Source organism: Geodermatophilus sp. SYSU D01045 (assembly GCF_054050295.1).
On sequence record NZ_JBJGZB010000017.1, the window covers coordinates 80930 to 102319 of the forward strand.

General features: G+C 74.1%; 19 protein-coding genes and 1 tRNA gene. 6 read left to right on the top strand and 14 right to left on the bottom strand.

Translation table 11 applies throughout. The features are described 5' to 3' along the window. Positions 1 to 3: 3 nt before the first annotated feature. The gene (locus ACI798_RS15640) at positions 4 to 351 is read right to left on the bottom strand and encodes a hypothetical protein (RefSeq protein WP_457048340.1); all 348 of its coding nucleotides are present in this window, start codon (positions 349 to 351) and stop codon (positions 4 to 6) included. Between the two features lie 29 nt (positions 352 to 380). Further along, on the bottom strand, positions 381 to 2384 hold the full coding sequence (locus tag ACI798_RS15645; RefSeq protein ID WP_457048341.1) for a S41 family peptidase: 2004 nt from the start codon (positions 2382 to 2384) through the stop codon (positions 381 to 383). A gap of 127 nt (positions 2385 to 2511) precedes the next feature. On the opposite strand from ACI798_RS15645, the gene ACI798_RS15650 reads away from it, so the two are divergent. Further along, a complete protein-coding gene (locus ACI798_RS15650) occupies positions 2512 to 3420 on the top strand; it encodes an endonuclease I family protein (RefSeq protein ID WP_457048342.1) in 909 nt (302 codons plus the stop codon). Between the two features lie 120 nt (positions 3421 to 3540). On the opposite strand, the gene ACI798_RS15655 is transcribed toward ACI798_RS15650, so the two are convergent. The 3 genes from ACI798_RS15655 to ACI798_RS15665 all read right to left on the bottom strand — a co-directional run bounded on the left by ACI798_RS15655 (position 3541) and on the right by ACI798_RS15665 (position 6314). After that, entirely contained in the window at positions 3541 to 4161 is a 621-nt protein-coding gene (locus ACI798_RS15655; protein ID WP_456941658.1) for a hypothetical protein, read from the bottom strand. Positions 4162 to 4980: 819 nt separating this feature from the next. Beyond that, positions 4981 to 5916 (bottom strand): hypothetical protein, encoded by a 936-nt coding sequence (locus ACI798_RS15660; protein WP_457048343.1) that lies wholly within the window; start codon positions 5914 to 5916, stop codon positions 4981 to 4983. After that, a complete protein-coding gene (locus ACI798_RS15665; protein ID WP_457048344.1) occupies positions 5913 to 6314 on the bottom strand; it encodes a hypothetical protein in 402 nt (133 codons plus the stop codon). Before ACI798_RS15665 ends, ACI798_RS15660 begins: the two co-directional genes overlap by 4 nt. A 1145-nt stretch (positions 6315 to 7459) precedes the next feature. On the opposite strand from ACI798_RS15665, the gene ACI798_RS15670 reads away from it, so the two are divergent. The 4 genes from ACI798_RS15670 (at position 7460) to ACI798_RS15685 (ending at position 11529) form a co-directional block, all read left to right on the top strand. After that, entirely contained in the window at positions 7460 to 7855 is a 396-nt protein-coding gene (locus ACI798_RS15670; protein WP_457048354.1) for a flavin monoamine oxidase family protein, read from the top strand. Between the two features lie 478 nt (positions 7856 to 8333). After that, on the top strand, positions 8334 to 9767 hold the full coding sequence (locus ACI798_RS15675; protein WP_457048345.1) for a kelch repeat-containing protein: 1434 nt from the start codon (positions 8334 to 8336) through the stop codon (positions 9765 to 9767). A 286-nt stretch (positions 9768 to 10053) separates the two neighbouring features. Next, positions 10054 to 10889 (top strand): IS5 family transposase gene (locus ACI798_RS15680; RefSeq protein ID WP_457048346.1). Its coding sequence is split into 2 segments (ribosomal slippage): positions 10054 to 10410 and positions 10413 to 10889, totalling 834 coding nucleotides; the frame shifts between segments, so codons are not numbered across the junction. 211 nt (positions 10890 to 11100) lie between these two features. After that, positions 11101 to 11529: a nuclear transport factor 2 family protein gene (locus tag ACI798_RS15685; RefSeq protein ID WP_457048347.1), complete on the top strand. Its 429-nt coding sequence runs from the start codon at positions 11101 to 11103 to the stop codon at positions 11527 to 11529. A gap of 413 nt (positions 11530 to 11942) precedes the next feature. Here the strand turns inward: ACI798_RS15685 and ACI798_RS15690 are convergent. After that, a tRNA-Asn gene (locus ACI798_RS15690) sits at positions 11943 to 12015 on the bottom strand. A gap of 140 nt (positions 12016 to 12155) precedes the next feature. Here ACI798_RS15690 and ACI798_RS15695 point away from each other — a divergent pair. After that, complete coding sequence (locus ACI798_RS15695) at positions 12156 to 12470, top strand: hypothetical protein (RefSeq protein ID WP_456941652.1); 315 nt, start codon at positions 12156 to 12158, stop codon at positions 12468 to 12470. 26 nt (positions 12471 to 12496) lie between these two features. Here the strand turns inward: ACI798_RS15695 and ACI798_RS15700 are convergent, their stop codons facing one another. The 8 genes from ACI798_RS15700 to dusB all read right to left on the bottom strand — a co-directional run bounded on the left by ACI798_RS15700 (position 12497) and on the right by dusB (position 21344). Then, positions 12497 to 13078 carry a hypothetical protein gene (locus ACI798_RS15700; protein ID WP_457048348.1) on the bottom strand — a complete coding sequence of 194 codons (582 nt, stop codon included), beginning with the start codon at positions 13076 to 13078 and terminating at the stop codon, positions 12497 to 12499. Further along, positions 13075 to 14955 carry a DNA primase gene (gene dnaG, locus ACI798_RS15705; RefSeq protein ID WP_457048349.1) on the bottom strand — a complete coding sequence of 627 codons (1881 nt, stop codon included), beginning with the start codon at positions 14953 to 14955 and terminating at the stop codon, positions 13075 to 13077. Before dnaG ends, ACI798_RS15700 begins: the two co-directional genes overlap by 4 nt. Before the next feature lie 102 nt (positions 14956 to 15057). Further along, entirely contained in the window at positions 15058 to 15570 is a 513-nt protein-coding gene (locus ACI798_RS15710) for a hypothetical protein (protein WP_457048350.1), read from the bottom strand. A 9-nt stretch (positions 15571 to 15579) separates the two neighbouring features. Further along, positions 15580 to 16206 carry a YdcF family protein gene (locus ACI798_RS15715; protein WP_456941648.1) on the bottom strand — a complete coding sequence of 209 codons (627 nt, stop codon included), beginning with the start codon at positions 16204 to 16206 and terminating at the stop codon, positions 15580 to 15582. A gap of 64 nt (positions 16207 to 16270) precedes the next feature. After that, positions 16271 to 18982: a pyruvate, phosphate dikinase gene (gene ppdK, locus ACI798_RS15720; protein WP_457048351.1), complete on the bottom strand. Its 2712-nt coding sequence runs from the start codon at positions 18980 to 18982 to the stop codon at positions 16271 to 16273. A gap of 276 nt (positions 18983 to 19258) precedes the next feature. Further along, entirely contained in the window at positions 19259 to 19648 is a 390-nt protein-coding gene (locus tag ACI798_RS15725; protein ID WP_456941646.1) for a hypothetical protein, read from the bottom strand. Positions 19649 to 19752: 104 nt separating this feature from the next. After that, on the bottom strand, positions 19753 to 20193 hold the full coding sequence (locus ACI798_RS15730; RefSeq protein WP_456941645.1) for a hypothetical protein: 441 nt from the start codon (positions 20191 to 20193) through the stop codon (positions 19753 to 19755). Further along, on the bottom strand, positions 20190 to 21344 hold the full coding sequence (dusB, locus tag ACI798_RS15735) for a tRNA dihydrouridine synthase DusB (protein ID WP_456941644.1): 1155 nt from the start codon (positions 21342 to 21344) through the stop codon (positions 20190 to 20192). Before dusB ends, ACI798_RS15730 begins: the two co-directional genes overlap by 4 nt. Positions 21345 to 21390: the final 46 nt, after the last annotated feature.

Here is a 21390-nt window from a genome sequence, read left to right on the forward strand (position 1 = left end):
GGGTCAGGTGCCGAGCAGGTCGGTGACGGCGTCGCGTGCGGAGGACCGCGTGGCGCCGTCCAGCCGCACGGACCTCCCGCCCGCCGAGCACGTCAGGGTCGCCGCGGGCGTCCGGTCGAGGTAGCGGCCGACCCACTCCCCCAGGTCGGCGCCCGCGCCGCGGTCGTCGAGCGCGACGACGGCGACGGGAGGCGAGACCGGCGCCGTCCGCGCCTCGGGCCGGACGGCGGGTACCGGCACGAACACCGTCGCGCGTCCCTCCAGCTCGACGGCGAGACCCGTGACGGCGCGCGTCAGGTCCGGCTCCGACGACTCGAGCACGACGAGCAGCTGGTCCACGTCCACCCTCACGATCCGGTGGTCACCGGCGACGTCGTCCCTCAGGCGCGCAGCGTCCGGGCGGCGACCAGGGATCCGGCGGCGAACCCCTCGACCCGCACGACCCGTGCGCCGGGGACGCCGTCCACCGTGAGCGTCCGGTGCCCGTCGGACACGTCGGTGCTGGCCCGCGGCCGGTCGTCGACGTGGACGTCGAGCCGGTCCGCGCCGACCACGTCGACCTCGAGCGTGAGCGTGCCGCCGGCGAGGGACGCTGCGACGTCCAGCCGGCGACGGGGCAGGCCGGCGAGGATCTCCGCGGCGTGCTCCATCAGGTCGGGGTTGCCCTCCAGCACGTCGCGGCGGGTCATCTCGTGCCGCTCGTCCGGCGTGATGCCCAGGTCCTCCACCGGCGTCCCCGCCAGTGCCCCGACCCGCAGCGTGCGGCGCATCGACACGCGCATGTCCGCCTGCTTCGGCAGCGCGACGTACGGGCTCTCCGGGTTCGGCGCCGGCAGGTCGAGCAACTGCTTGAGCAGTCCGTGGGTCCACACGTTCGCCCCGCCGGCGCCGGTGTTGTCGTCCACCCCGAGGACCGGCCCGATCCCGTGGTCCTGGAAGCCCGCGGCGAAGATGTCGGTCGCCGAGTAGCAGCGGGCGTCGGTGACCAGGACCACCGGCCCGAAGTAGCGCTGCCCGATCGCGTTGGCACCGGCCTCGGGCGTGATCGGGAACCCCGCGGAGAAGATCGAGCCGGTCTGCACCGCCTGCTCCATGGAACGGACCCACGGCCCCAGGTCGATGCCGATGGGGTTGGTCGCGTGCTGGCGGGTGATCGCGAGGTTCAGCGGCGTGCAGATGAACTGCACCGGCTCGGGGGCGATCCGCCGGGGGGTGAGGGTCTGCAGGGTGAACTCGCTGGCGAAGATGTGCCCGCCGCCGTTGCCGCGCACGTCCAGGATCAGCCCCTCCTGCGGCAGCAGCTCCACCAGGCGCACGAACTCGGCGACGAAGGCGTCCGGGTCCGGGACGTTGAACCGGAAGACGCGCAGGTGGCCGAAGGTCCCGGAGCCGGTGACGACGCTGCGGGCCTTGAAGACCAGCGGCATGGACGTCGGGACGTCGCTCCCGGGCGCGGCCGGCTCGGTCGACAGGTCGACGCCCTCGGCACCGAACTGCTGCTCGACCGCCCGGGGGGCGTAGAGCAGCGCCTGCGCGCGGCCGACCTCGTCGGTGAGCAGGTCCAGGCCCAGGGACGCGGCGGCCGGGGTGACGGCGTCGGCGTCGGCCATCGGCGGGACGTTGGGGGCCACCAGCCACGGCACCCGCAGTTCGCGGCGCCCGCCGCCGGCGTCGAGGTAGGTGACGGTGACCCACTCCTCGTCCGGCGGCAGGTGCAGCTTCAGCGGCCGGATGGTCAGCGACTCGATGCCGCGGGCCAGGCGCGCGGCGCGGTTGCTGCCGGCGAAGCGGTCGGCGGCGACCGCCACCGCCCGCTCGATCGGGACGCCGTTCCAGTGGAGGACCTCCACGCCGACCCGGAAGGTCGGGTCGCTGATCCCCGCCGCCAGCTTGCTGACGACGTACTGCCGCCGCGTCCCGTCGACGCACCGCTCGACCTGGAAGGGCAGGTAGGCGATCTGGCCGGCGAAGGGCGCCGGCAGCAGGTAGTTGGTGTGCAGGTCGCGGACCGAGTGGAAGACCTCCGAGAGCTCGGCGTGGAAGACCCGTTCGGGATCCATCGTGGCGTCCGTCTGCTGCCCCAGCCGCGCCCGCAGCAGGCGCAACCGCTGCACCGGGTCCACCGCGTGCATCGCCGACTTCAGGGGCAGGTGGACGTAGTTGTCCTCCATCAGCACCAGCGCCTGGTCGACCAGCACGACGCGCTCGGCGTGGGTCAGCGTCCCCGCCGTCGCGATGAACTCGTGCAACGGCACCGAGCCCGCCAGCGCGGCCTCGCCCGTACCGAGCTGGATGGTCAGCTCCACCGGCAGGGCGTCGTCAGCAGCCACGTCGTCCATCGCCTGTCGCGGTCGGAGGACGGCCACGCGGGAGGTCTGCGTCATGGTCGAGGTGTAGCGGCAGGGGCGTCACCGCGGCGTCACCACGACCGGGTCCCACCCGGCCGGCACGTCCCCGGTCGCGGGGTGCGCGGTGACACCGCGGTGACGGGCCGGGTGTAGGTGGTGTCGGGTGAGCACGGACGCGGGCGTCGAGGTGTCGGGACTGACGGCGGCCGACGTGGAGGCCTCCCTGGCCGAGCTCGCGGGAGCCCGCGACCGGGTCTACTACGACGCCGAGGCCGACGCCGCGGCCGCCGACGCCTACTACGGCGGGGTCGCGCTCGGGGAGTACGCCGACCTGGTGACGCGTTCGCACGCGCGCCGGCCCGCGTACAAGCCGGCGCGGGAGCTGTACCCGTGGGTGGACCTGCAGCCCTCCGGGATGCTGCGCAGCCTGTACACCGGCCACGAGTGGGAGCCGGAGGCGCTGATCCGCGCCGATCTGGCCGTCGCCGGGGCCCGCGCCCGGGAGCTGGCCACGCGGCTCGCCGAACTGGGCACGCCGGCCGACGCCACGACGCATGCGGAGGTGGCGGCCGCGGTGGAGGCGGCGTTGCCGTTCAACTGCGAGCACGTGGTCCCGCAGAGCTGGTTCGCCAAGCGGGAGCCGATGCGCGGCGACCTGCACCACCTGTTCGCCTGCGAGGCCCGCTGCAACAGCTTCCGCGGCAACACCCCGTTCGCCGAGTTCGCGGACTTCCCCGAGCCCACCACGCCGAGCGCGCCGCCGCGGGCGGTGCGGGACGAGTGCGGCAAGAGCGAGGCCGGCGGGTTCGAGCCGGCGCACGGCAAGGGCGCGGCCGCGCGGGCCGTCTTCTACTTCCTGCTCCGCTATCCCGGGGAGGTCGAGCCCGGCGAGATGCCACTGCCGCGGCGGCGGGTGCTGCTGGCCTGGCACGAGCAGGAGCCGGTCACCGACTGGGAGCGGCACCGCAACGCCGCCGTCTTCGACCGCCAGGGCAACCGCAACCCCTTCATCGACCGTCCCGCGCTGGCCCCGGACCTGCTGGTCACGCTCGCGCCGGCCGGAGGCGGGTGAGCCCCAGGACCCGGGCGGAGGACCAGCGGCGGCCGCGGTGCCGGGCGCGTGGTCACGGCCTCCCGGGATCCGGGGCGGCCGACGCGACCAGCGGGCCGGCCGGGCCGGTTCGCAGCGCGATCACCCTCCGCCGGTGGGCGCGTAGGTCTTGCCACCGACCGAGTTCAGGACGGTCTGCGCCTGCCGGTCGACGAGCCCGGTGAACAGCTGCTGGCTGCCACCGAAGACGACCGCCCAGGCGATGATCTGCGGTGTCGTGTCCAGCGCCGTCAGCCCGGGGACGAACCCACCCCGCATGAGGAGCAGGCCGAGGAAGGCCGTCAGGGCCCCCGTGGGGAGCTTGAGGGCGATCAGCGCCACGGGCACGCCGAACGGCGTCGAGGACCCTCGGAGCCGGCGCAGGGCGACGGCGCCCGTGACCCCGGCCGCCACCACGCCGACGATCTCGATCAGCAGGACGTCCCACGAGCTGACGGTGTCCCGGATGACGTCGTCGACGTCGCGGCCGCCGAGCGGGGTCTGCCCGGTGGGGCAGACCAGGAGCGGCACCTGGTCGGGCCCGGAGGGCTGCGGGGTGAAGCACAGCGAGATCAGCGTCGGGCGGAGTGCTCCCAGCAGCGCGACGAGACCGGCGATGACGAGCAGGAAGAGGGTCGCCACGGCGACGATGGTGCGGAAGCTCCGGATCCGCTGCTGCTCGCGCTCGGCGGCCGAGCTCGCGGCCCGCGTGGCAGCGATCACGGTCTCGCGGTCCTCCTGGTCCAGTCCTCCCCCGTCGCCCCGTCCCGTGGCCCTGCGGTCCGTGACCTCACGGGCGATCGCCTCCATGCGGACACGGCGCGGGTCGTCCACCGGGAGGTGCCGCCGGACGTGGGCCTCCAGGCTCGGCACCTCCCCGCACACGTACTCCGAGGGCGCGCGACGCAGCAGGTCGACCTCCGCGGCAGAGAGGTTGCTCGCGACCCGTCCGAGGCGGGCCCCGTTGCGCATCAGGGGGCCACCGGACCGAGCGGCCGACCGCACGGTCCGGACGTGGGCCTCGATCGCCACGGCGAGGTGACGATCGGCCTCGTCGTCGCACACCCCCCGCCGGTTCCGCGGGAGGTGGCAGATCCATCTCGACAGGGTCTCGACCTCGGTGGCCCGCGCGAGGGCCTCTTCCCGCCATGCCCGAGTGGTCAGCTCCGCGGAGAACGGCGTCCACCCGTGCGTCGGGGCCGGGCCCTCCCCGTCCTCGGGTCCCGGCCGCGGGGCGTCCCCACCCGGCGGGCCCGCCTCCGCCGGCGAGCCCTGTGCCGGAGCCTCCTGCGCGGGTGCCTCCTGCGGGTCCTCCGGTCCAGGACCGGCACCGTCGCTCGGCGGGGAGCTCATCGGGGTGCCACCTCCTCGAAGCACCGACCGATGTCAGCCACCGGTCGCCGACCCTCCGGCACCGGTCGGCGGTGGAGAAGCATCCGTCTCCTCCGTCACCGGAGCGTCACCGTTCGCCGTGCAGCTGGGAGGGGTCCGGGCGCCGTTCCCCGCCGACGCGACGGCACCGCTGCTCCGAGTGGTCCGTCTTCACGGCGGGTCGTTGAGGAAGCGGAACTGCAGCCGCACCGAGTCGTCCAGGGGCACCATCAGCGTGGAGTTGCTCGCGTCCCACGTCTCGGGGACGAGGAACACCCGGTCCTCGCCCTGGATCAGCAGCCGCAGGTCCCGGTACCGGTAGCGGAACGTCTGCCCCTCGCCCGGATCCAGCGCCGTCTCGCGGACGCCGCTGGAGGACAGGTGCAGCCGCTCGGTGGTGTCGAGGATGACGGCCGGGAGGCGGTCCATGTGCCGCGCCACCTCACGCGCCGCGCCCCGTCCGGACCACTCCGCGAAGGTCGCCGTCGCCCAGAAGACGCTGATCACCAGGAGCACGGACAGGACGACGGTCACCAGCCCCGACGGCGCCCTCCCCGGCTCCAACATCCGCGTGATCCGCCGTCCGTAGAGCGCGAGTCCGGTGCCGGCCGCCATGAGCAGCGGCGTGACGAGCGTGTAGTACGCCCAGTCACCGAACAGCGGGAAGGCGAGGAGGAGCAGCACGCCCACGAGCAGGACGGCGTCTCCGGTGACGACGGCGGCGCGTGCTCTCCCACTCCCCCGGTCCACGCGGTCCTGCCCGCGCGCGGCCACCTTCGGGTCGGCGTCCTTCGCTTCTGCGAGCGCGGCCTGCACGCGACGGTGCACCCGCTCGTGGACGACCGCGACGAGGACGGCCAGGAGCGCCAGGACCAGCAGCGGGGTCAGCAGCGGCTCCGGGCTGCGCATCACGTAGTCCTGCGTGCTGAGCCCGATCGTGTCGACGTCGACGCCGAAGTACAGGTACCGCGCCCGTGAGGAGGCGTAGCCGAAGTAGAAGAGCAGCGCGGTGAGGACGCTGAGCGGCGCGACGACCTGCGCGACCGACCCCGCGACCTGCCCGAGCCGGCCGAGGGACGAGGCCGGATCAGGGGACGGGGTGGTCATTCCGGCGGCTCGGGCGGCTCGAGCCTGATGTCCTGGTCGTCCCCATCGATGCTGAGGGCGAGTGCCGTGCAGGGTGGATCCAGGTCCGCCGGACAGTGCAGGCGACCGCTCAGCCGGAGGAGCGCCGAGTCCAGTTCCGGGGCCGGCTCTGCCGGCTCTGCCGGCTCTGCCGGCTCTGCCGGCTCGTCAACTACTGGGGCGTCGTAGCGGACGGCGACGAGGCACGTCTCCCGATCGTTCGGGTCCGTGTTCTCGGGGGTGAAGACGAACCCCTCGCACAGCGGGCCTCCTGTGTTCGAGCACCCGCCCTCCTTCACGGTGAACGACTCGTCGGTGACGACCGGAGTGCCGGCCTGGATCTGGACGCCGGGCGGGAGTTGCGTGCCCAGGTAGCTCACGGGCACACAGAGATCCGACGTGCCGTCCTCCTCCGTGCCGTCCTCCTCCGGCTGGCCCCCGATCGGCAGTCCGACCGTCCGGGCCTCTGGCTCCTCCTCCGCCGGCGACTCCGGGGCCTCCGGACCCGTCTGCTCGGGGGGAGGCGGAGGCGCTGCCGGCTCAGGTGGGGGTTCAGCCGGCGGAGGCGGCGGAGGCGGAGGCGGAGGCGGCGGCGGAGGCGACGGCGACGACGGCGGGGGTGATGACGGTGTGGTCGTCTGGGGAGCCGGAGGCGCCGACGAGCCCGGCTCGGTCGGCTGCTGCGGGGAGTCCGGCGCCGGAGCACCCGGTCCGGTCGGCGACTCCCCCGGTGTCTCCGGCTCGGGGGTGTCCGGGCCGGGGGTGTCCGGGTCGGCTGTGGGTTCGGACGGAGGTGATCCCGGATCGGTCGGTGTCGGCGCGGTCGTCGGAGCCGGCGCGGATGACGTCGTCGTGGCCGGAGCGGCACCCGGGTCGCCGTCGTCCCCGCCACCGCCGCAACCGGCGACGGCCACCAGCACCGCCGCGGCCATGCACACGATCCCTCTACGCGACTTCGACATGCGATCACCCCGGCCGTGGTTGCCGCACTCGTGGCCGGCCGCCAGCACGGTGACCCGACGCCTCGGGGCGTGCTGTTACCGCGTGCATCGCCGACCCCAGCGGCAGGGGGACGCGTCTGTCCCCCGAGAGCACCGGCACCTGATCCACCAGCGCGTCAGGCTCGGCGTGGGTCGGCGTCCCCGCCGCCGCGACGAACCCACGCGACGGGACCGAACTCGCCAGCGCGCCCTCGCCCGCACCGACCGGGAAGGCCGGCTCGACCGGCAGAGGGTCCTCGGCGGTGGCCACGTCGGTCGTCGCCCGTCGCAGTCTGAGAACGCCCACCCGAGAGGTCAGCGGCATGGGTCGAGGTGTAGCGGCAGGGGCGTCACCACCGCGTCACCACACCCCAGCCGCAGGAGCGGAACCGGGGGTGTTCCTCAGCCGGCGACCGGCGGGGGCAGCGCGGGAGGGGCCTCACGTGCTCGCCGTGCGCCTGACCCGCGAGGTCAGGGGCTCGTCAAGGCTGACTCAGTGAAGCATCCCGACCACAGAGCCCTGACCTGCGGTACTGCTCCTCAAGATCACTTTTGACAACTCCCCGCCCGCCGGGCGTCCCGGAGTGCTCATGGGTTTTCTCGAGGGCAGGGGGGCGCGGCTGACCGCGCGATTGCCCGAGGCTGAACGACGACAGGTCCTGGGCTGCTTCGCGCGCTACTTCGGTCCCCAGGCCGCACATCCCACGCGGTATGTGGAGCGTGACTGGATGGCCGAGGAGTTCACCCGCGGCTGCTACGGCGCCCACTTCACGACCGGGTTCTGGACGTCCTACGGCGAGGCGTGGCGCGCGCCGGTGGGCCGCATTCACTGGGCGGGCGCTGAGTGTGCGCCCGAATGGAACGGCTACATGGAAGGCGCGGTGCGCAGCGGGGAAGCGGTGAGCGCCCGCCTGCTCCGGTGGCCAGACCGTGTTCGGTGACCACGGATGGTCATGAGGCGGGCCGGATCCGGCCGCCCGACGCCCCGGGTCCCCGGAACCGTCGTCGTGAGCTAGCCGCACAGTGCTGCACATCCTGCCTGGCAGGCGCGAGGCTCCTGCCCTGCGCCGTCGCGAGCCCGGCCTCGTGCGGACGAGGGCGGCACGGGGCCGTCAGCACAACTACTGGCGCAGCTCAAGCCGGCGCGGTCACCAGCAAGGGGGTGCGGCCTGCCGCGGCGGGGCGGACAGGGGGCACCCCCCAGGTGGGCACCCAGCCCGTGACATTGACGTGATGCCGCCGTGACGCATGGGGCGAAGAGTCGTCGGTGGGCGACGGCGTCGCCGTTGGCGATCGCCTCGCGACCACGGGCAGTGATCCGGCGCGGCAGCAGAGCCTCGCACAGTCCAGGGCGACCGACAGTCGCGATGACAATCCACACAGCGGCACCGCCGCTCGAACAAGCAGCATGGAGGACCGATGACCTCGGGCACCTCGGGCAGTTGTGTCGATGTCCCAGCGGCTGACACCCCCAGCGCCGACGTCCCCGCTGCCAACGTGCTGGCGGTGCCGTCGGCGCCGACAGGGCTGCGCGCGATCGCCAGTCCTGCGAGCGTTCGCCTCACGTGGTCGGACGACGACGGTGCCGCCCAGGTGACCAGCCACGTCGTCGTCGGGTCTGACGGCCAGATCCGCCCGGCGGGACCTGACGGACGGATCGACGTGACCGGCCTGGTCAACGGCCAGAGCTATTCCTTCACCGTCACCGCGGTGAACGGCGCCGGGGCCGGCCCGTCGTCGTCGCCCTCCGTTCCCGTCACGCCTCAGGCGCCAACCCTCGGGAACCGGTGGGCACTGACGACTCCCATGCCGACCGATCGCGAACAGGCGACCAGCGTGCGGCTGCACGACGGCCGGGTGCTCGTCGTCGGCGGAGTCGCCCCGGGCGCGAGCGGCTCGGACCTGTCGGTCTGCGAGGTCTACGACACGGTGACGTCCACCTGGACGTCGGTGGAGGCCATCGGCGCCGTTGCGTCCCACTTCGGGCTCACGTTGCTTCCCGATGGCCGGGTGTTGCGTACCGGCGGGTTCACTGCATCGTCCACACCGTTGGCGACCACGGAACTCTTCTCGCCTACGACCGGTCAGTGGACGCCGACCGTCGCGATGGGCACCGCCCGGTACGGGCACACAGCCGTGCTGCTCGCCGACGGCCGGGTTCTCGTCGCCGGCGGTGTCACGAGCACGTCGACCGGGTTGGCCACACTCGCCTCCGCCGAGCTCTACGACCCGGCGACCGGTCAGTGGTCGACGACCGGCTCACTGGCCACAGCCCGCACCAAGCACAGCGCCATCCGGCTCCTCGACGGCCGCGTCCTCGCCGTCGGCGGAGACGCCGGGCAAGACGGATTCACCAGCGCCGAGCTGTACGACCCCACTACGGGCTCCTGGACGACCACCGGTCCGATGAGCGACGGACGATCGGACGACGACGTGTGCTGCCCCGGCATCGCACGGCTGCCCAGCGGTGACGTCCTGATCGCCGGCGGCTCCAGCCCATCGGGCGCACCGAGCAGCGTGCTGAGCAGCGCCGAGGTGTACCGGGTGGCCACCGGGACATGGACAGCGACCGGGAACCTGGTCTTCGGCCGAGACAGCGGATTCGACCTGGTGCCGCTACTCGACGGCAGGATCCTCATCGCTGGTGGACGCGACGACTGGGGCGCAGTGGCCTACGCCGAGCTCTACGACGAAGTGACGGGCACGTGGACCCGGACCAACGACATGCGCGTCGCCCGCAGGTCTCCTGCGACGGCCCTGCTCGCCGACGGACGCGTCCTGCTCGCTGGTGGAGGGGCGATGGAGCCACCGTCGGCTCCTCCCGGGTCGGCGGAGACGTTCAGTCCCACGTGAGACGTGCGGGCCCACGACGATTTGCGCCCCGTCCGGCGTGGGTGGACGGAGCGGCGGCGAGAAGTGCCCTGCAGGGCAACAGATGAGGATGCCCGGCACGCGTAGGTTGGTCAGTGGCAACAGCCGGTGCACGTCCTCGCGGTCGGCGTCAGCACACTGCCCTGTCAGCGCGGGGATGCGCTCGCGGTTGAGAAGGGGATCATTCCGACACGAGGTCTAGAGGACGTTGCGAGAGTAGGTCGTCGGGTCCTGTTCCGTCGTGACGGGCCGCCGCAGGCTGCGGCGCATGTCCTTGCCGGCGTCTTCCCCGCCGCCGCGGCTGATCAGTGACGAGCTGTGGGCACTGGGCGAGCCGCTGATCCCGCCCCGGCCGCCGGCGGTGCACGGCCGCACCGGCCGGCCCCGGGCCTCCGATCGGGACGTGCTCGAGGGCATCGCGTTCGTGCTCACCACCGGCATCGGCTGGGCCGAGCTCCCTGCCGAGCTCGGCTATGGCTTGGGCTGGACCTGCTGGCGCCGGATGCACGAGTGGGCCGAGGCCGGCGTCTTCGACCGGCTGCACCAGGCGGTGCTCGACCGGCTCGGTGAGCAGGATCGGCTGGACTGGTCGCGGGCCAGCCCGGACTCGGTCAGCGTCCGGGCGAAAAGGGGGGTGCGCTGACCGGGCCCAACCCCACCGACCGGGGCAAGGCCGGCAGCAAGTGCCACCTGCTCGTCGACGCCGCCGGGCTGCCGCTCAACGTGCTGGTCTCGGCCGCGAACCGGCACGACAGCCTCTTCGTCGAACCGATCCTCGACGGCATGCCGGCGATCCACCGCGGCGGCCGCGGCCACCCACGGCGGCGGCCGGTCGAGCTGCACGGCGACAGGGGCTACGACAACCCGCGCGTGCGCCGCTACCTGCGCCGCCGCGGCATCGCCGCCCGCATCGGCCGGGACCCCAGAGCCCGACTCGGCCGGCACCGCTGGGTCGTAGAACGCGCCCTCGGCTGGCTGCTGTCCAACAAACGCCTGGCCCTGCGTCACGACCGCATCGCCGTCAGCATCACCGCCCTGGCCCGGCTCGCAGTCACGCTCATCTGCGCCCGACGCCTCCCGACGAACCAATGCAACGACTTCTAAGCCCGTATGCCTGCCGTGAGCAGTTGCCAGGGGCTCGCAGCGAGCGACCGCCCTGTGCCCCTGAGCGGCCCACCAAGGGACACGGCCCACGAGATCGGCCGGGGCCGACGTCTCGCCTGAACCGCCGGGAGGGCCGCGGGACTCTAGTCGGCCGTCACCGCCCTGAGGATCATGGCAGTGGTCGGAGCAGCCTCACGGAGGGGGACCTGCGATGACCGAGACCAGCGAGGTCATGGACCGCTACCTTGACGCACTGCGGAACGGCAGGGATTTCGCCCAGTCCTTCGCCTCGGACGTCGTTTGGACGACCATGGAGACCGGCGTGCAGATCCGAGGTCGGGAGGCCGTCCGCGAACACATCGTCGCGATGCACACCCGGTCCTTCGACGCCCACCCAGAGTTGGTCAGCCTCCTGACCGGCGAGGGTGCGGCGATGCTCGAGGCCGTCTTCATCGGTCGGCAGGTCGACACGTGGGAGGGCGTGCCGGCCAGCGGCCGCGATGTCCGGCTCCCCTACGCCATGGCCTACGACATCGCGGGCGGGTTCATCACCGCGCTGCGCGCCTACTTCCCGATGGCCGCGCTGCGCGCGCAGCTCGTCCGGGCCGAGGCGCCCGGCAGCGCGCCGGCGCCTGTGTGAGGGACAGGTCGCATCGAGCGGCCGGCGCCGTTGCTCGCGCAGAGCAGTGACCGCCTCGTCGCCGCAGGGGACCATCGCGAGCGCGGCCCTGCCGCGTAGCCCGGAGCGGCCCAGACATCCCACCAGGACACGCCGTCGGTCCAGGACAGCCACACTGTGAGCCGTCCCGTCCGCACGCCATGTGTCTCTGGAGCCGCCTTCAGGGACACCAGCGCTCGCGGTGCTCGGATCGTTCAGCCCTCGACCGCGTCCTGCGGTACCGGTATGACCCGACGTGACGAGGTCCCGGGTCCCCTAGGGCACGGCGACGTGGGGCTGCCCGCGGCCGAGCCGACGGGGGAACGCCGCCCAGTGGTTTGTTGGTCGTCGGCCGGGGCTCGGGTCGCCTGCCAGCCCGCTGACCTGCGGTGTTGCTCCCCCGATTGGACTCGAACCAATAACCCTGCGATTAACAGTCGCATGCTCTGCCAATTGAGCTACGGGGGATGGGCGGGTGCGACCCGCGCGCCTCACGAATGTACCTCACGCCCTCCGGCGCCCTGCGCAGGCCCTCCGGATCGCGGACGATCGCGTCCCCCCGTAGCGTGATCACGAAGCCTGTCCGCCCCGCGACCCCGGAGGTCCCCGTGGCCAAGTTCTCCTTCCTCCTCGGCTTCGGCGCCGGATACGTGCTCGGCGCCCGGGCCGGCCGCGAGCGCTACGAGCAGATCCGCGGGCTGTGGTCCGACGCCAAGGACAACCCCCAGCTGCAGGGCCTGGCCGGCATGGCACAGGCCCGCGCCGACGACGTCGTCAGCTCGGTGAAGGCCAGGATGGGCCGGGACACCGGCTCCAACGGCGCGTCCCCGCGCAGCACCGGCACCACGACGACGCCGCCGACCACGGCCACCGAGTCGCCCGACCTGACCGCGCTGCCGGTCGACCCGCCGCCGGTCGGCTGAGACCACCGGCCGCGGAGCAGCCGACCTCAGCCCGGCTGCTCCGCGGCCAGCGCCTCCTCGAGCTTGCGGCGGGCCACCTCGCGCGCCTGCGGGTCGCTGCGGTCGGCGTCGTCGTCGAACACCACGGTCCACTCCCGCGCCGCCTGACCGGGCACCCGGCGCGCCACCAGCACCACCCCGCCGCCGTTCGGCAGCGGCGAGCGGCGGCTGGCCACCACCGTCTGGTCCACCCGGCGGCGCACCACGGTGGGCAGGTCGCCGGCGTCGCTCAGCGCGTGCCGCTGCGCGGGCTCACGCGCCTGCACGCCGGGCTCCACCTCGGTCAGCGCGCTGACGGTGAAGCTGCCACCGCCGTCGTTGGTGGCCGCCCAGCGGGCCGAGCCGACCTCGTGCCAGCGCAGCACGCCGACGTCGCCGGCCGCGTCCAGCGGCAGGTCCGCGGGGACGACGCGCAGCCCGCGGCTGGTGGCCACCAGCCAGCCCTGCCCGCGGACCAGCGCGCCCCAGGCCAGCACCCGCTCGTCGGGGTCGGCCGAGGCCTGCACGACGGCGCGCACCGGCTCCGGTGGGCGGGTGAACCGGCGGCGCAGGGCGGAGGCGAGGCTCACGTGAGCCCGCCGATCGCCCGCTGCCGCAGCGAGATGGCCTCCTGCTCCAGCGCCATGAGCTTGGAGAAGGCGCGCATGTAGGCGTCACCCTCCTCGACCGGGTTCATCCGCTGCAGCCTGGCCTTGAGCGCGGTGACCTGCCGGACGATGGCCATCTCCTGCAGCCGGGCCAGCACCGCCGAGACGTAGCCGGCGTCGCCCTCCCCCACCGACCGCAGCGGCTCGACGGCGAGCGCGGTGAGCTGGGCGCGGGCGGTCTCGCGCTCGCAGTGCGCCGCCACCAGGTCCAGCCACTCCGGCCCGGTGACCTGCGCGGCCGCCGCGCCCCCGGCCTGGATCACGGCCGCGGCGACGGCGGCGTAGTCCGGGTCGGTGTAGGCCTCGGGCGGGATCGCGTCGAACGAGGGCCCGGCGATCTCGGGCACCTGCAGCGCGGCCTTCACCGCCTCCCGCTCGACGGCCAGCGCGGCGTCGTCCGGGGTGCGCTTGGGGACCCGCGGCCGCGACCGCGAGGACGCCACCTCCCCGCCGGTGATCCGGCGCACCCGCTCGAGCACCTCGCCCTCGTCGGTGTCGCCGATCAGCCCGGCCAGCCGGCGGGCGTAGGCCGGGCGCAGCGCGTGGTCCTTGACCTGGGCGATCAGCGGCGCCGTCCGGTCCAGCGCGGCGACCCGACCCTCGACGGTGTCCAGGTCGTACTCGGCGAGCGTCGTCCGCAGGACGAACTCGATCAGCGGGGTCCGCCGGGCCACGAGGTCCCGGACGGCGGCGTCGCCGTGCGCCTGGCGCAGCTCGCAGGGGTCGCGCCCGTCGGGCTCGACGGCCACGAACGTCTGCGCGACGAAGCGCTGGTCCTCCTTGAACGTCTTGAGCGCGGCGGCCTGGCCCGCGGCGTCGCCGTCGAAGGTGTAGACGACCTCCCCGCGGAACTCGTCCTGGTCCATGAGCAGCCGGCGCAGCACGCCGATGTGCTCGGGGCCGAACGCGGTGCCGCAGGACGCCACCGCCGTCGTCACCCCGGCCAGGTGGCAGGCCATGACGTCGGTGTAGCCCTCGACGACGACGGCCTGGTGCTTCTTCGCGATGTCCCGCTTGGCCCGCTCGATGCCGTAGAGGACGCTGCTCTTCTTGTACAGCGGCGTCTCGGGGGTGTTGAGGTACTTGGGGCCCGGGTCGTCGTCCATGAGCTTGCGGGCGCCGAAGCCGATGACGTCGCCGGTGATGTCGCGGATGGGCCAGACCAGGCGGCGGTGGAACCGGTCGATGAGCGTGCCGCGCGAGGACTCCTTGGCCAGCCCCGCCGTCACCAGCTCCTGCTGGCTGTAGCCCTTCGCGCGCAGGTGCCGGGTCAGCGCGTCCCACCCGCCGGGGGCGTACCCGCAGCCGAAGTCGACGGCGACCTGCCGGTCGAAGGCGCGGTCGGCGAGGAACTGCCGGGCGGGCGACGCCTCGGGGCTGCGCAGCTGCTCGGCGTAGAAGTTGGCCGCCTCGGTGTTCGCGGCGACCAGCCGGGCGCGCTGCCCGGCCTGCGCCCGGTCCGGCGCCCCGGTGGGCCGGCCGCCGTCGTCCTCGTAGGTCAGGTCGATGTTGGCGCGGGCGGCCAGCCGCTCGACCGCCTCGGTGAAGCTCAGGTGGTCGATCTGCTGGACGAAGCTGATGACGTCGCCCCCGGCCCCGCAGCCGAAACAGTGGTAGAGGTTCCTCGAGGGCGTGACGTGGAACGACGGCGACTTCTCGTCGTGGAACGGGCACAGGCCCTTGAGGCTGCCGCCCCCGGCGCGCTTGAGCTGCAGGTGCTCGCCGACCACCTCGTCGATCCGGCTGCGCTCGCGCACCAGCGCGATGTCCGCCGCTCGGATGCGTCCCCGGCCGGCCATGGGCCTCCTCCGTCGTGCTGCTGCCGGGACGCCCGTGCGCGTCCCGCACCGATCATCCCCCGTCGCGACGACGGCGAGTGGTGGCCCTCGCCCGCTGTGGGCTCAGCCGCTGCCCGCGGCCGCGGCGCCGCCGGCGGCGACGGCGACCGCCGCGCCGTAGGTGCGCCGCTGCAGCACCAGGACCAGCCACAGCAGCAGGACCTGGACGTCGAGCGGCAGGTCGTCGTCCGCGGTCAGCGTCGGCCGGGGTGACCAGCCGCTGGTGGAGCCGCTCCCGGCCACCACCCGCTCCCCCACCGCGAACCGGTAGGTGCCCCGCCACCACGACGCCGGGACGACGTCGACCGCGGTGCCGTCGGCGTCGACCCGCCAGGTGCCGCGCCACACCGACACCTGCCGGGCGGTGAAGCGGGCGGCGTCCGCGGGCTCGGCCGCCCACCGGCCGGCGAGCACCCCGCCCCTGCGCCGGCCGAGGACCCACTCACGGTCCCCGACGACGGCGGTGGCGGCCTCCTTCCAGCCGCTGACGCGGAGCCGGGCGACGGCGCCGTCGCGCAGGACGGGCACCTCGCCCTTCGCCGTCCCGCGCTCCCCCACCCTCCCCGGCTCCAGCACGCGCTCTCCTCAGCCGATGCCCGGCGCGCCGGCGACGCTCTCCCCGGTCACGCGGTAGAGCAGGTAGGCGGCGGTCTCGCGGAGGATGTACCGGAACTGGGTGTTGCGGGTCTGCACGGCGGGGCCCTGCCGGGTCGGCGAGCTCTCGGCGCTGATGCCGGCGTCCTCGGCCATCCGCTCGGCGCGCATGGCGTGCCAGGGGTCGGTGACCACGACGGCGCTGGTCCACCCGCGCTCGCCGAACGCCGTCCCGACCGCCCGCATGCTCTCCAGCGTGTCCACGCCCTCGGGCACCGCGAGCAGCGACTCCTCGGGGATGCCCTGGCCCAGCAGGTAGTCGCGCCCGGCCTCGGCCTCGGTGAACTGGTCGCCGGCCGCCTTGCCGCCGACGGTGACGACGACCGGCGCGACGCCGTCCTCCCACAGCGACAGCGCGTGCTCGAGCCGGGCCTCGAAGATCGACGACGGGACGCCGTTGTACTGGGCCGAGCCCAGCACGACGATCGCGTCCGAGGCCGGCCGCGCGTCCTGCCGCGCGGTCCACCAGATGGCGGCGGCGGTGGAGGCGACCAGCAGCAGGGCGGCGAGCACGACGGCGCCGAACACCCGTGTCACCAGTGCCCCGACCCGCGTCACCGGTCGAGGATGACACGGGCCGTGCGCCGGGTGTGGTTGGTGGGACGGGCGTGCCGCGCCGCCGTCAGGACCCGGCGCGCTCCCCGCCGAGCGCCGCCCGGCCGGCCTCCAGCCGGGCCACCGGCACCCGGAACGGCGAGCAGGACACGTAGTCCAGGCCGACCTCGTGGAAGAAGTGCACCGAGTCGGGGTCGCCGCCGTGCTCGCCGCAGACGCCGAGCTTGAGGTCCGGCCGCGCCGCGCGGCCGCCCTGCACGCCGACCTCCACCAGCCGGCCCACGCCGGGGCGGTCCAGCGACTCGAACGGGGAGACGCCGAAGATGCCCTTGTCCAGGTAGGCGTGGAAGAACGCCGCCTCGACGTCGTCGCGGGAGAAGCCCCAGGTCATCTGGGTGAGGTCGTTGGTGCCGAAGGAGAAGAACTCGGCCGACTGCGCGATCTCCTCCGCGGTCAGCGCCGCCCGGGGGACCTCGATCATCGTGCCGATGAGGACGTCGAGGTCGACGCCGCACTCCTCGAACACCGCGGCGAGCACCTGCTCGGACTCCTCGCGGATCGCCTCGAGCTCCTGCACCGCGCCGACCAGCGGGATCATGATCTCCGGCCGCGGGTCCCCGCCGGCCGACTTGCGCTCGCACGCGGCCTCGGCGAGGGCCCGCACCTGCATGGCGAACAGCCCCGGCACGACCAGGCCCAGCCGGACGCCGCGCAGCCCGAGCATCGGGTTCTGCTCGTGCAGCCGGCGGACGGCGGCCAGCAGCCGCAGGTTGGCCTCGTCGGGGTGCCCCTGCGCCTCGGCGACGGCCACCCGCACCGAGAGGTCGGTGAGGTCGGGCAGGAACTCGTGCAGCGGCGGGTCGAGCAGCCGCACGGTCACCGGCAGCCCGTCCATCGCCTCGAAGATCTCGACGAAGTCGTGCTTCTGCAGCGGCGCCAGCGCGTCGAGCGCCGCCTGCTTGTCCTCGTCGGTCTCGGCGAGGATCAGCTTCTCCACCAGCTGCCGGCGGTCGCCGAGGAACATGTGCTCGGTCCGGCACAGGCCGATGCCGCGGGCGCCGAAGCGGCGGGCGCGGGCGGAGTCCTCGGGGGTGTCGGCGTTGGTCCGCACGTCCAGCCGCCGCACCTCGTCGGCGTGGGTGAGGATCCGGTGCACGCTGCGCACGAGGTCGTCGGCCTCGGGCGAGTCCGGGCCGATCTCGCCCTCGAAGTAGCGGACGACGGCGGAGTCCTCCACCGGCACCTCGCCGAGCCACACGCGGCCGGTGGAGCCGTCGATGGAGATGAGGTCGCCCTCCTCGACGGTGACGCCGCCGGGCGCGGTGAACCGCCGGTTCGCGGTGTCGACCTGCAGCTCCTCGGCGCCGCACACGCACGTCTTGCCCATCCCGCGGGCGACGACGGCCGCGTGCGAGGTCTTGCCGCCGCGGCTGGTGAGCACGCCCTCGGCGGCGATCATCCCGGCGAGGTCGTCGGGGTTGGTCTCGCGCCGGACGAGGACGACCTTCTCCCCCCGGTCGGCCCACTGGACGGCGGTCTCGGAGGAGAACACCGCCTGGCCGACCGCCGCACCCGGCGAGGCGTTCATGCCCTGGGTCAGCCGGGTGGCGTCCCCCCCGGAGACGAACCGCGGGAACATCAGCTGGGCGAGCTGGTCGCCGGTGACCCGCCGGACCGCCTCGTCCATGTCGATGAGGCCCTCGTCCACCAGCTGGGTGGCGATGACGAACGCGGCCGCGGCGGTGCGCTTGCCCACCCGGGTCTGCAGCATCCACAGCTTGCCGCGCTCGACGGTGAACTCGATGTCGCACAGGTCGCGGTAGTGCGACTCCAGGCGGGCCATCGTCTGCATGAGCTCGTCGTAGGCGCCGCGGTCGATGCGCTCGAGCTCGGTCAGCGGCACGGTGTTGCGGATGCCGGCGACGACGTCCTCGCCCTGTGCGTTCTGCAGGTAGTCGCCGTACACGCCCTGCGCGCCGCTGCCCGGGTCGCGGGTGAAGGCGACGCCGGTACCCGAGTCGGCGCCGAGGTTGCCGAACACCATCGAGCAGACGTTGACCGCCGTCCCCGCGTCGCCGGGGATGCGCTCGCGGCGGCGGTAGAGGATCGCGCGCGGGCTGTTCCACGAGTCGAAGACGGCGTTGATCGCCAGGTCCATCTGCTCGCGCGGGTCCTGCGGGAAGTCCCGGCCGGTGTGCTCGCGGACGATGGCCTTGAACCGGCCGACGACGTCGCGCAGGTGCTCGGCGTCGAGGTCCAGGTCCAGGTCGGTGCCCTGCTCGCGCTTGGCCTCGTCGAGGGCGTCCTCGAAGTGCTCGCCGTCGATGTCGAGGACCGTCTTGCCGAACATCTGGATCAGCCGGCGGTAGGAGTCCCAGGCGAAGCGCTCGCTGCCGGACTGCGCGGCCAGCCCCTGCACCGACTCGTCGTTGAGGCCGACGTTGAGGACGGTCTCCATCATCCCGGGCATCGAGGCCGCGGCCCCCGACCGGACCGAGACCAGGAGCGGGTCCGCGGGGTCGCCGAGGGTCTTGCCCATCGCCTTCTCCAGCGCCGTCAGGTGCTCGGTCACCTGGTCGGCGAGGTCGGGCGGGGTGCTGCCGTGCTCGAGGTAGTGGCGGCAGGCGTCGGTGGTGATGGTGAACCCGGGCGGCACGGGCAGCCCGAGGTTGGTCATCTCGGCGAGGTTCGCGCCCTTGCCGCCGAGCAGGTCCTTCTGGTCCTTGTTGCCCTCGCTGAAGTCGTAGACCCAGGTGGTCGTGCTCGTGACGCTGCCCACCGTGCACCTCCGCGCTCGTCTCGCCGGCCGCCCGTCCGCTGCCGGTGCGGCGTCGCGGGGTCCCCGTCGGCCGCTCCGGCGAGCGCGGCCCCGGGTCCCCGGTCGGGGGTAGACGTCTCATACGTCCACCCGGAGCCAGGCAGCGATCGTCACTCACCGGACGGGGACACGCCAGCCCGTGTCTCGTCGTGGGACACGGAGGTGAGCGGCCTCACGCAGCGGACGGCCGGCCCGGCGGGAGAGGGGGCCGGGCCGGCCGGGGGCAGGCGGCGGGAGTCAGGAGACGAGGACGAAGCCGAGGACCGCGAACAGGAGCGTCAGCACGACGACGAGGGTGCCGACGTAGAGGCCGGTGCGGTTGACCGGCGACGGCGGCGGCGGGACGTAGCGCGGGAAGCCGCTGGCCAGCGCGCCGCGCTGCACCTGCGCGGCCTGCTGCGGGGTGGGCGCGAACTGCGGCTGCGGCGGCAGCTGGACCTGGCCGGGGAAGGCCACCTGCGTGGGCGCGGCCGGCTGCGGGGCCGGGGCGGCGGCGGGCGCGACACCGGCCGGCACGGCACCGGCGGGGACGGCACCGGCGGCCGCGTAGGGCGCGGCGGGGGCGTAGGGCCCGGGCTGGGCGTACGGCGCGGCGGGGGCGACGGGCGGGTGGGGCGGCTGCGTCAACGCGGTTCCTCTCGGGCTGGCCCGGTGGACCTCCAGCCGGGCGGCGCACATGGTGACAGCCCGGTGGCACTCCGAGAAGGGATCCGCTCGCGGCGCCCGCGCGCTCAGCCGGAGGTGCCGCAGACGCGCGGGCCGTCCTCCAGCACCACGGTGAGCGTGGCCTCCGTGCCGTCGTCCCGGCGGACCCGGACCTCCTGGCTGTCCTGGTCCCCGAGCCGGCCCTCCGCGACGCCGACCACCTCCGCGTCGCCGGGGTGCTCGTACCCGGCGAGGACGTCGCCGACGTCGCCGCGGTCGCGCTCGGCCTGGCACAGCAGGTCGCCGGCGGTCCCGGTGTCGCCGGCCTCGAGCGCGGCCAGGAAGACCCCGACCGCCTCGCGGGCCTGCTCCTCCCCCGTGCCCTTCACCAGCGGCAGGGCCACGACCATGGCGACGGCGAGTGCCGCCGTGCCGCCGAAGACGGCCAGCAGCAGGCCGTTGCGGCGCCGCGGGGTGCCGGTGTGCAGCGCCTCGGGGCCCTCGTCGTACAGGTACGGGCCGCTCATCCGCCGCTCGTCTCCAGCTCCGCGCCGGCCGGCGGGCGCGGGTCGTCGCGGTCGTCGAGCCAGCCCTCGGGCAGCGCCACCGGCCGGGGGCTGCTCGTGCGGCCGCGCGGGCCGCCGAGGACGGCCGTCGGGTAGGGCTGGTCGGGGATCCGGTCGAGCAGGCCGGCCAGCTCGTCCAGCGAGCTGACCATCGCCAGGGCGCGGCGGACGTCGGAGCCCACCGCGAAGCCCTTGAGGTACCAGGCGACGTGCTTGCGGAAGTCGGTGCAGCCGTGCAGCTCGCCCTGCGCCTCCGACAGCAGCTGCGCGTGCCGGACCATGACCGCGGCCACCTCGCGCAGCGTCGGCAGCGCCCGCCGGGACTCCCCGGCGAAGGCGGCGGCGAGGTCGCCGAACAGCCAGGGCCGGCCCAGGCAGCCGCGGCCGATGACGACGCCGGCGCACCCGGTCTCGCGCACCAGGCGCAGCGCGTCGTCGGCCTCCCAGACGTCGCCGTTGCCGAGCACCGGGATGTCCACGGTCTCCACCAGCCGGGCGATCGGAGCCCAGTCCGCGGTGCCGCTGTAGAGCTGGTCGGCGGTGCGCCCGTGCAGGGTGATCGCCGCGGCGCCCTCGTCCTGCGCGATCCGGCCGGCGTCGAGGTAGGTGACGTGGCCGGCGTCGATGCCGATGCGGGTCTTGACCGTCACCGGCACGTCGCGGGCGGCGCGGACGGCGGCCCGCACGATGTCGCGGAACAGCACCCGCCGCCACGGCAGCGCCGACCCGCCGCCCTTGCGGGTCACCTTGGGCACCGGGCAGCCGAAGTTCAGGTCGACGTGCGCCGGTCGGGTGCCGGCGACCTCCTCGTCGACGAGCATCTCCACCGCGCGCCCGACGGTGGCCGGGTCCACGCCGTAGAGCTGCACGGAGAAGCCGGCGGCGGCCTCCTCGGGCGTGGCCCGGATCATCCGCAGCGTCTTCTCGTTGCGCTCGACCAGCGCCCGCGTGGTGATCATCTCGCAGACGTAGAGGCCGGCCCCGAACTCGCGGCACAGCGTGCGGAACGCGGGGTTGGTGATGCCGGCCATCGGCGCGAGGACCACCGCGGGGTCCACGGTGAGCGGCCCCAGCCGCAGCGGGGCGACCGCCGGCGCCAGGGTGCTCGTCACGCCGTCCAGGGTAGGTGGCCGCGCCCGGTGGCCGGGGTCACCCGCG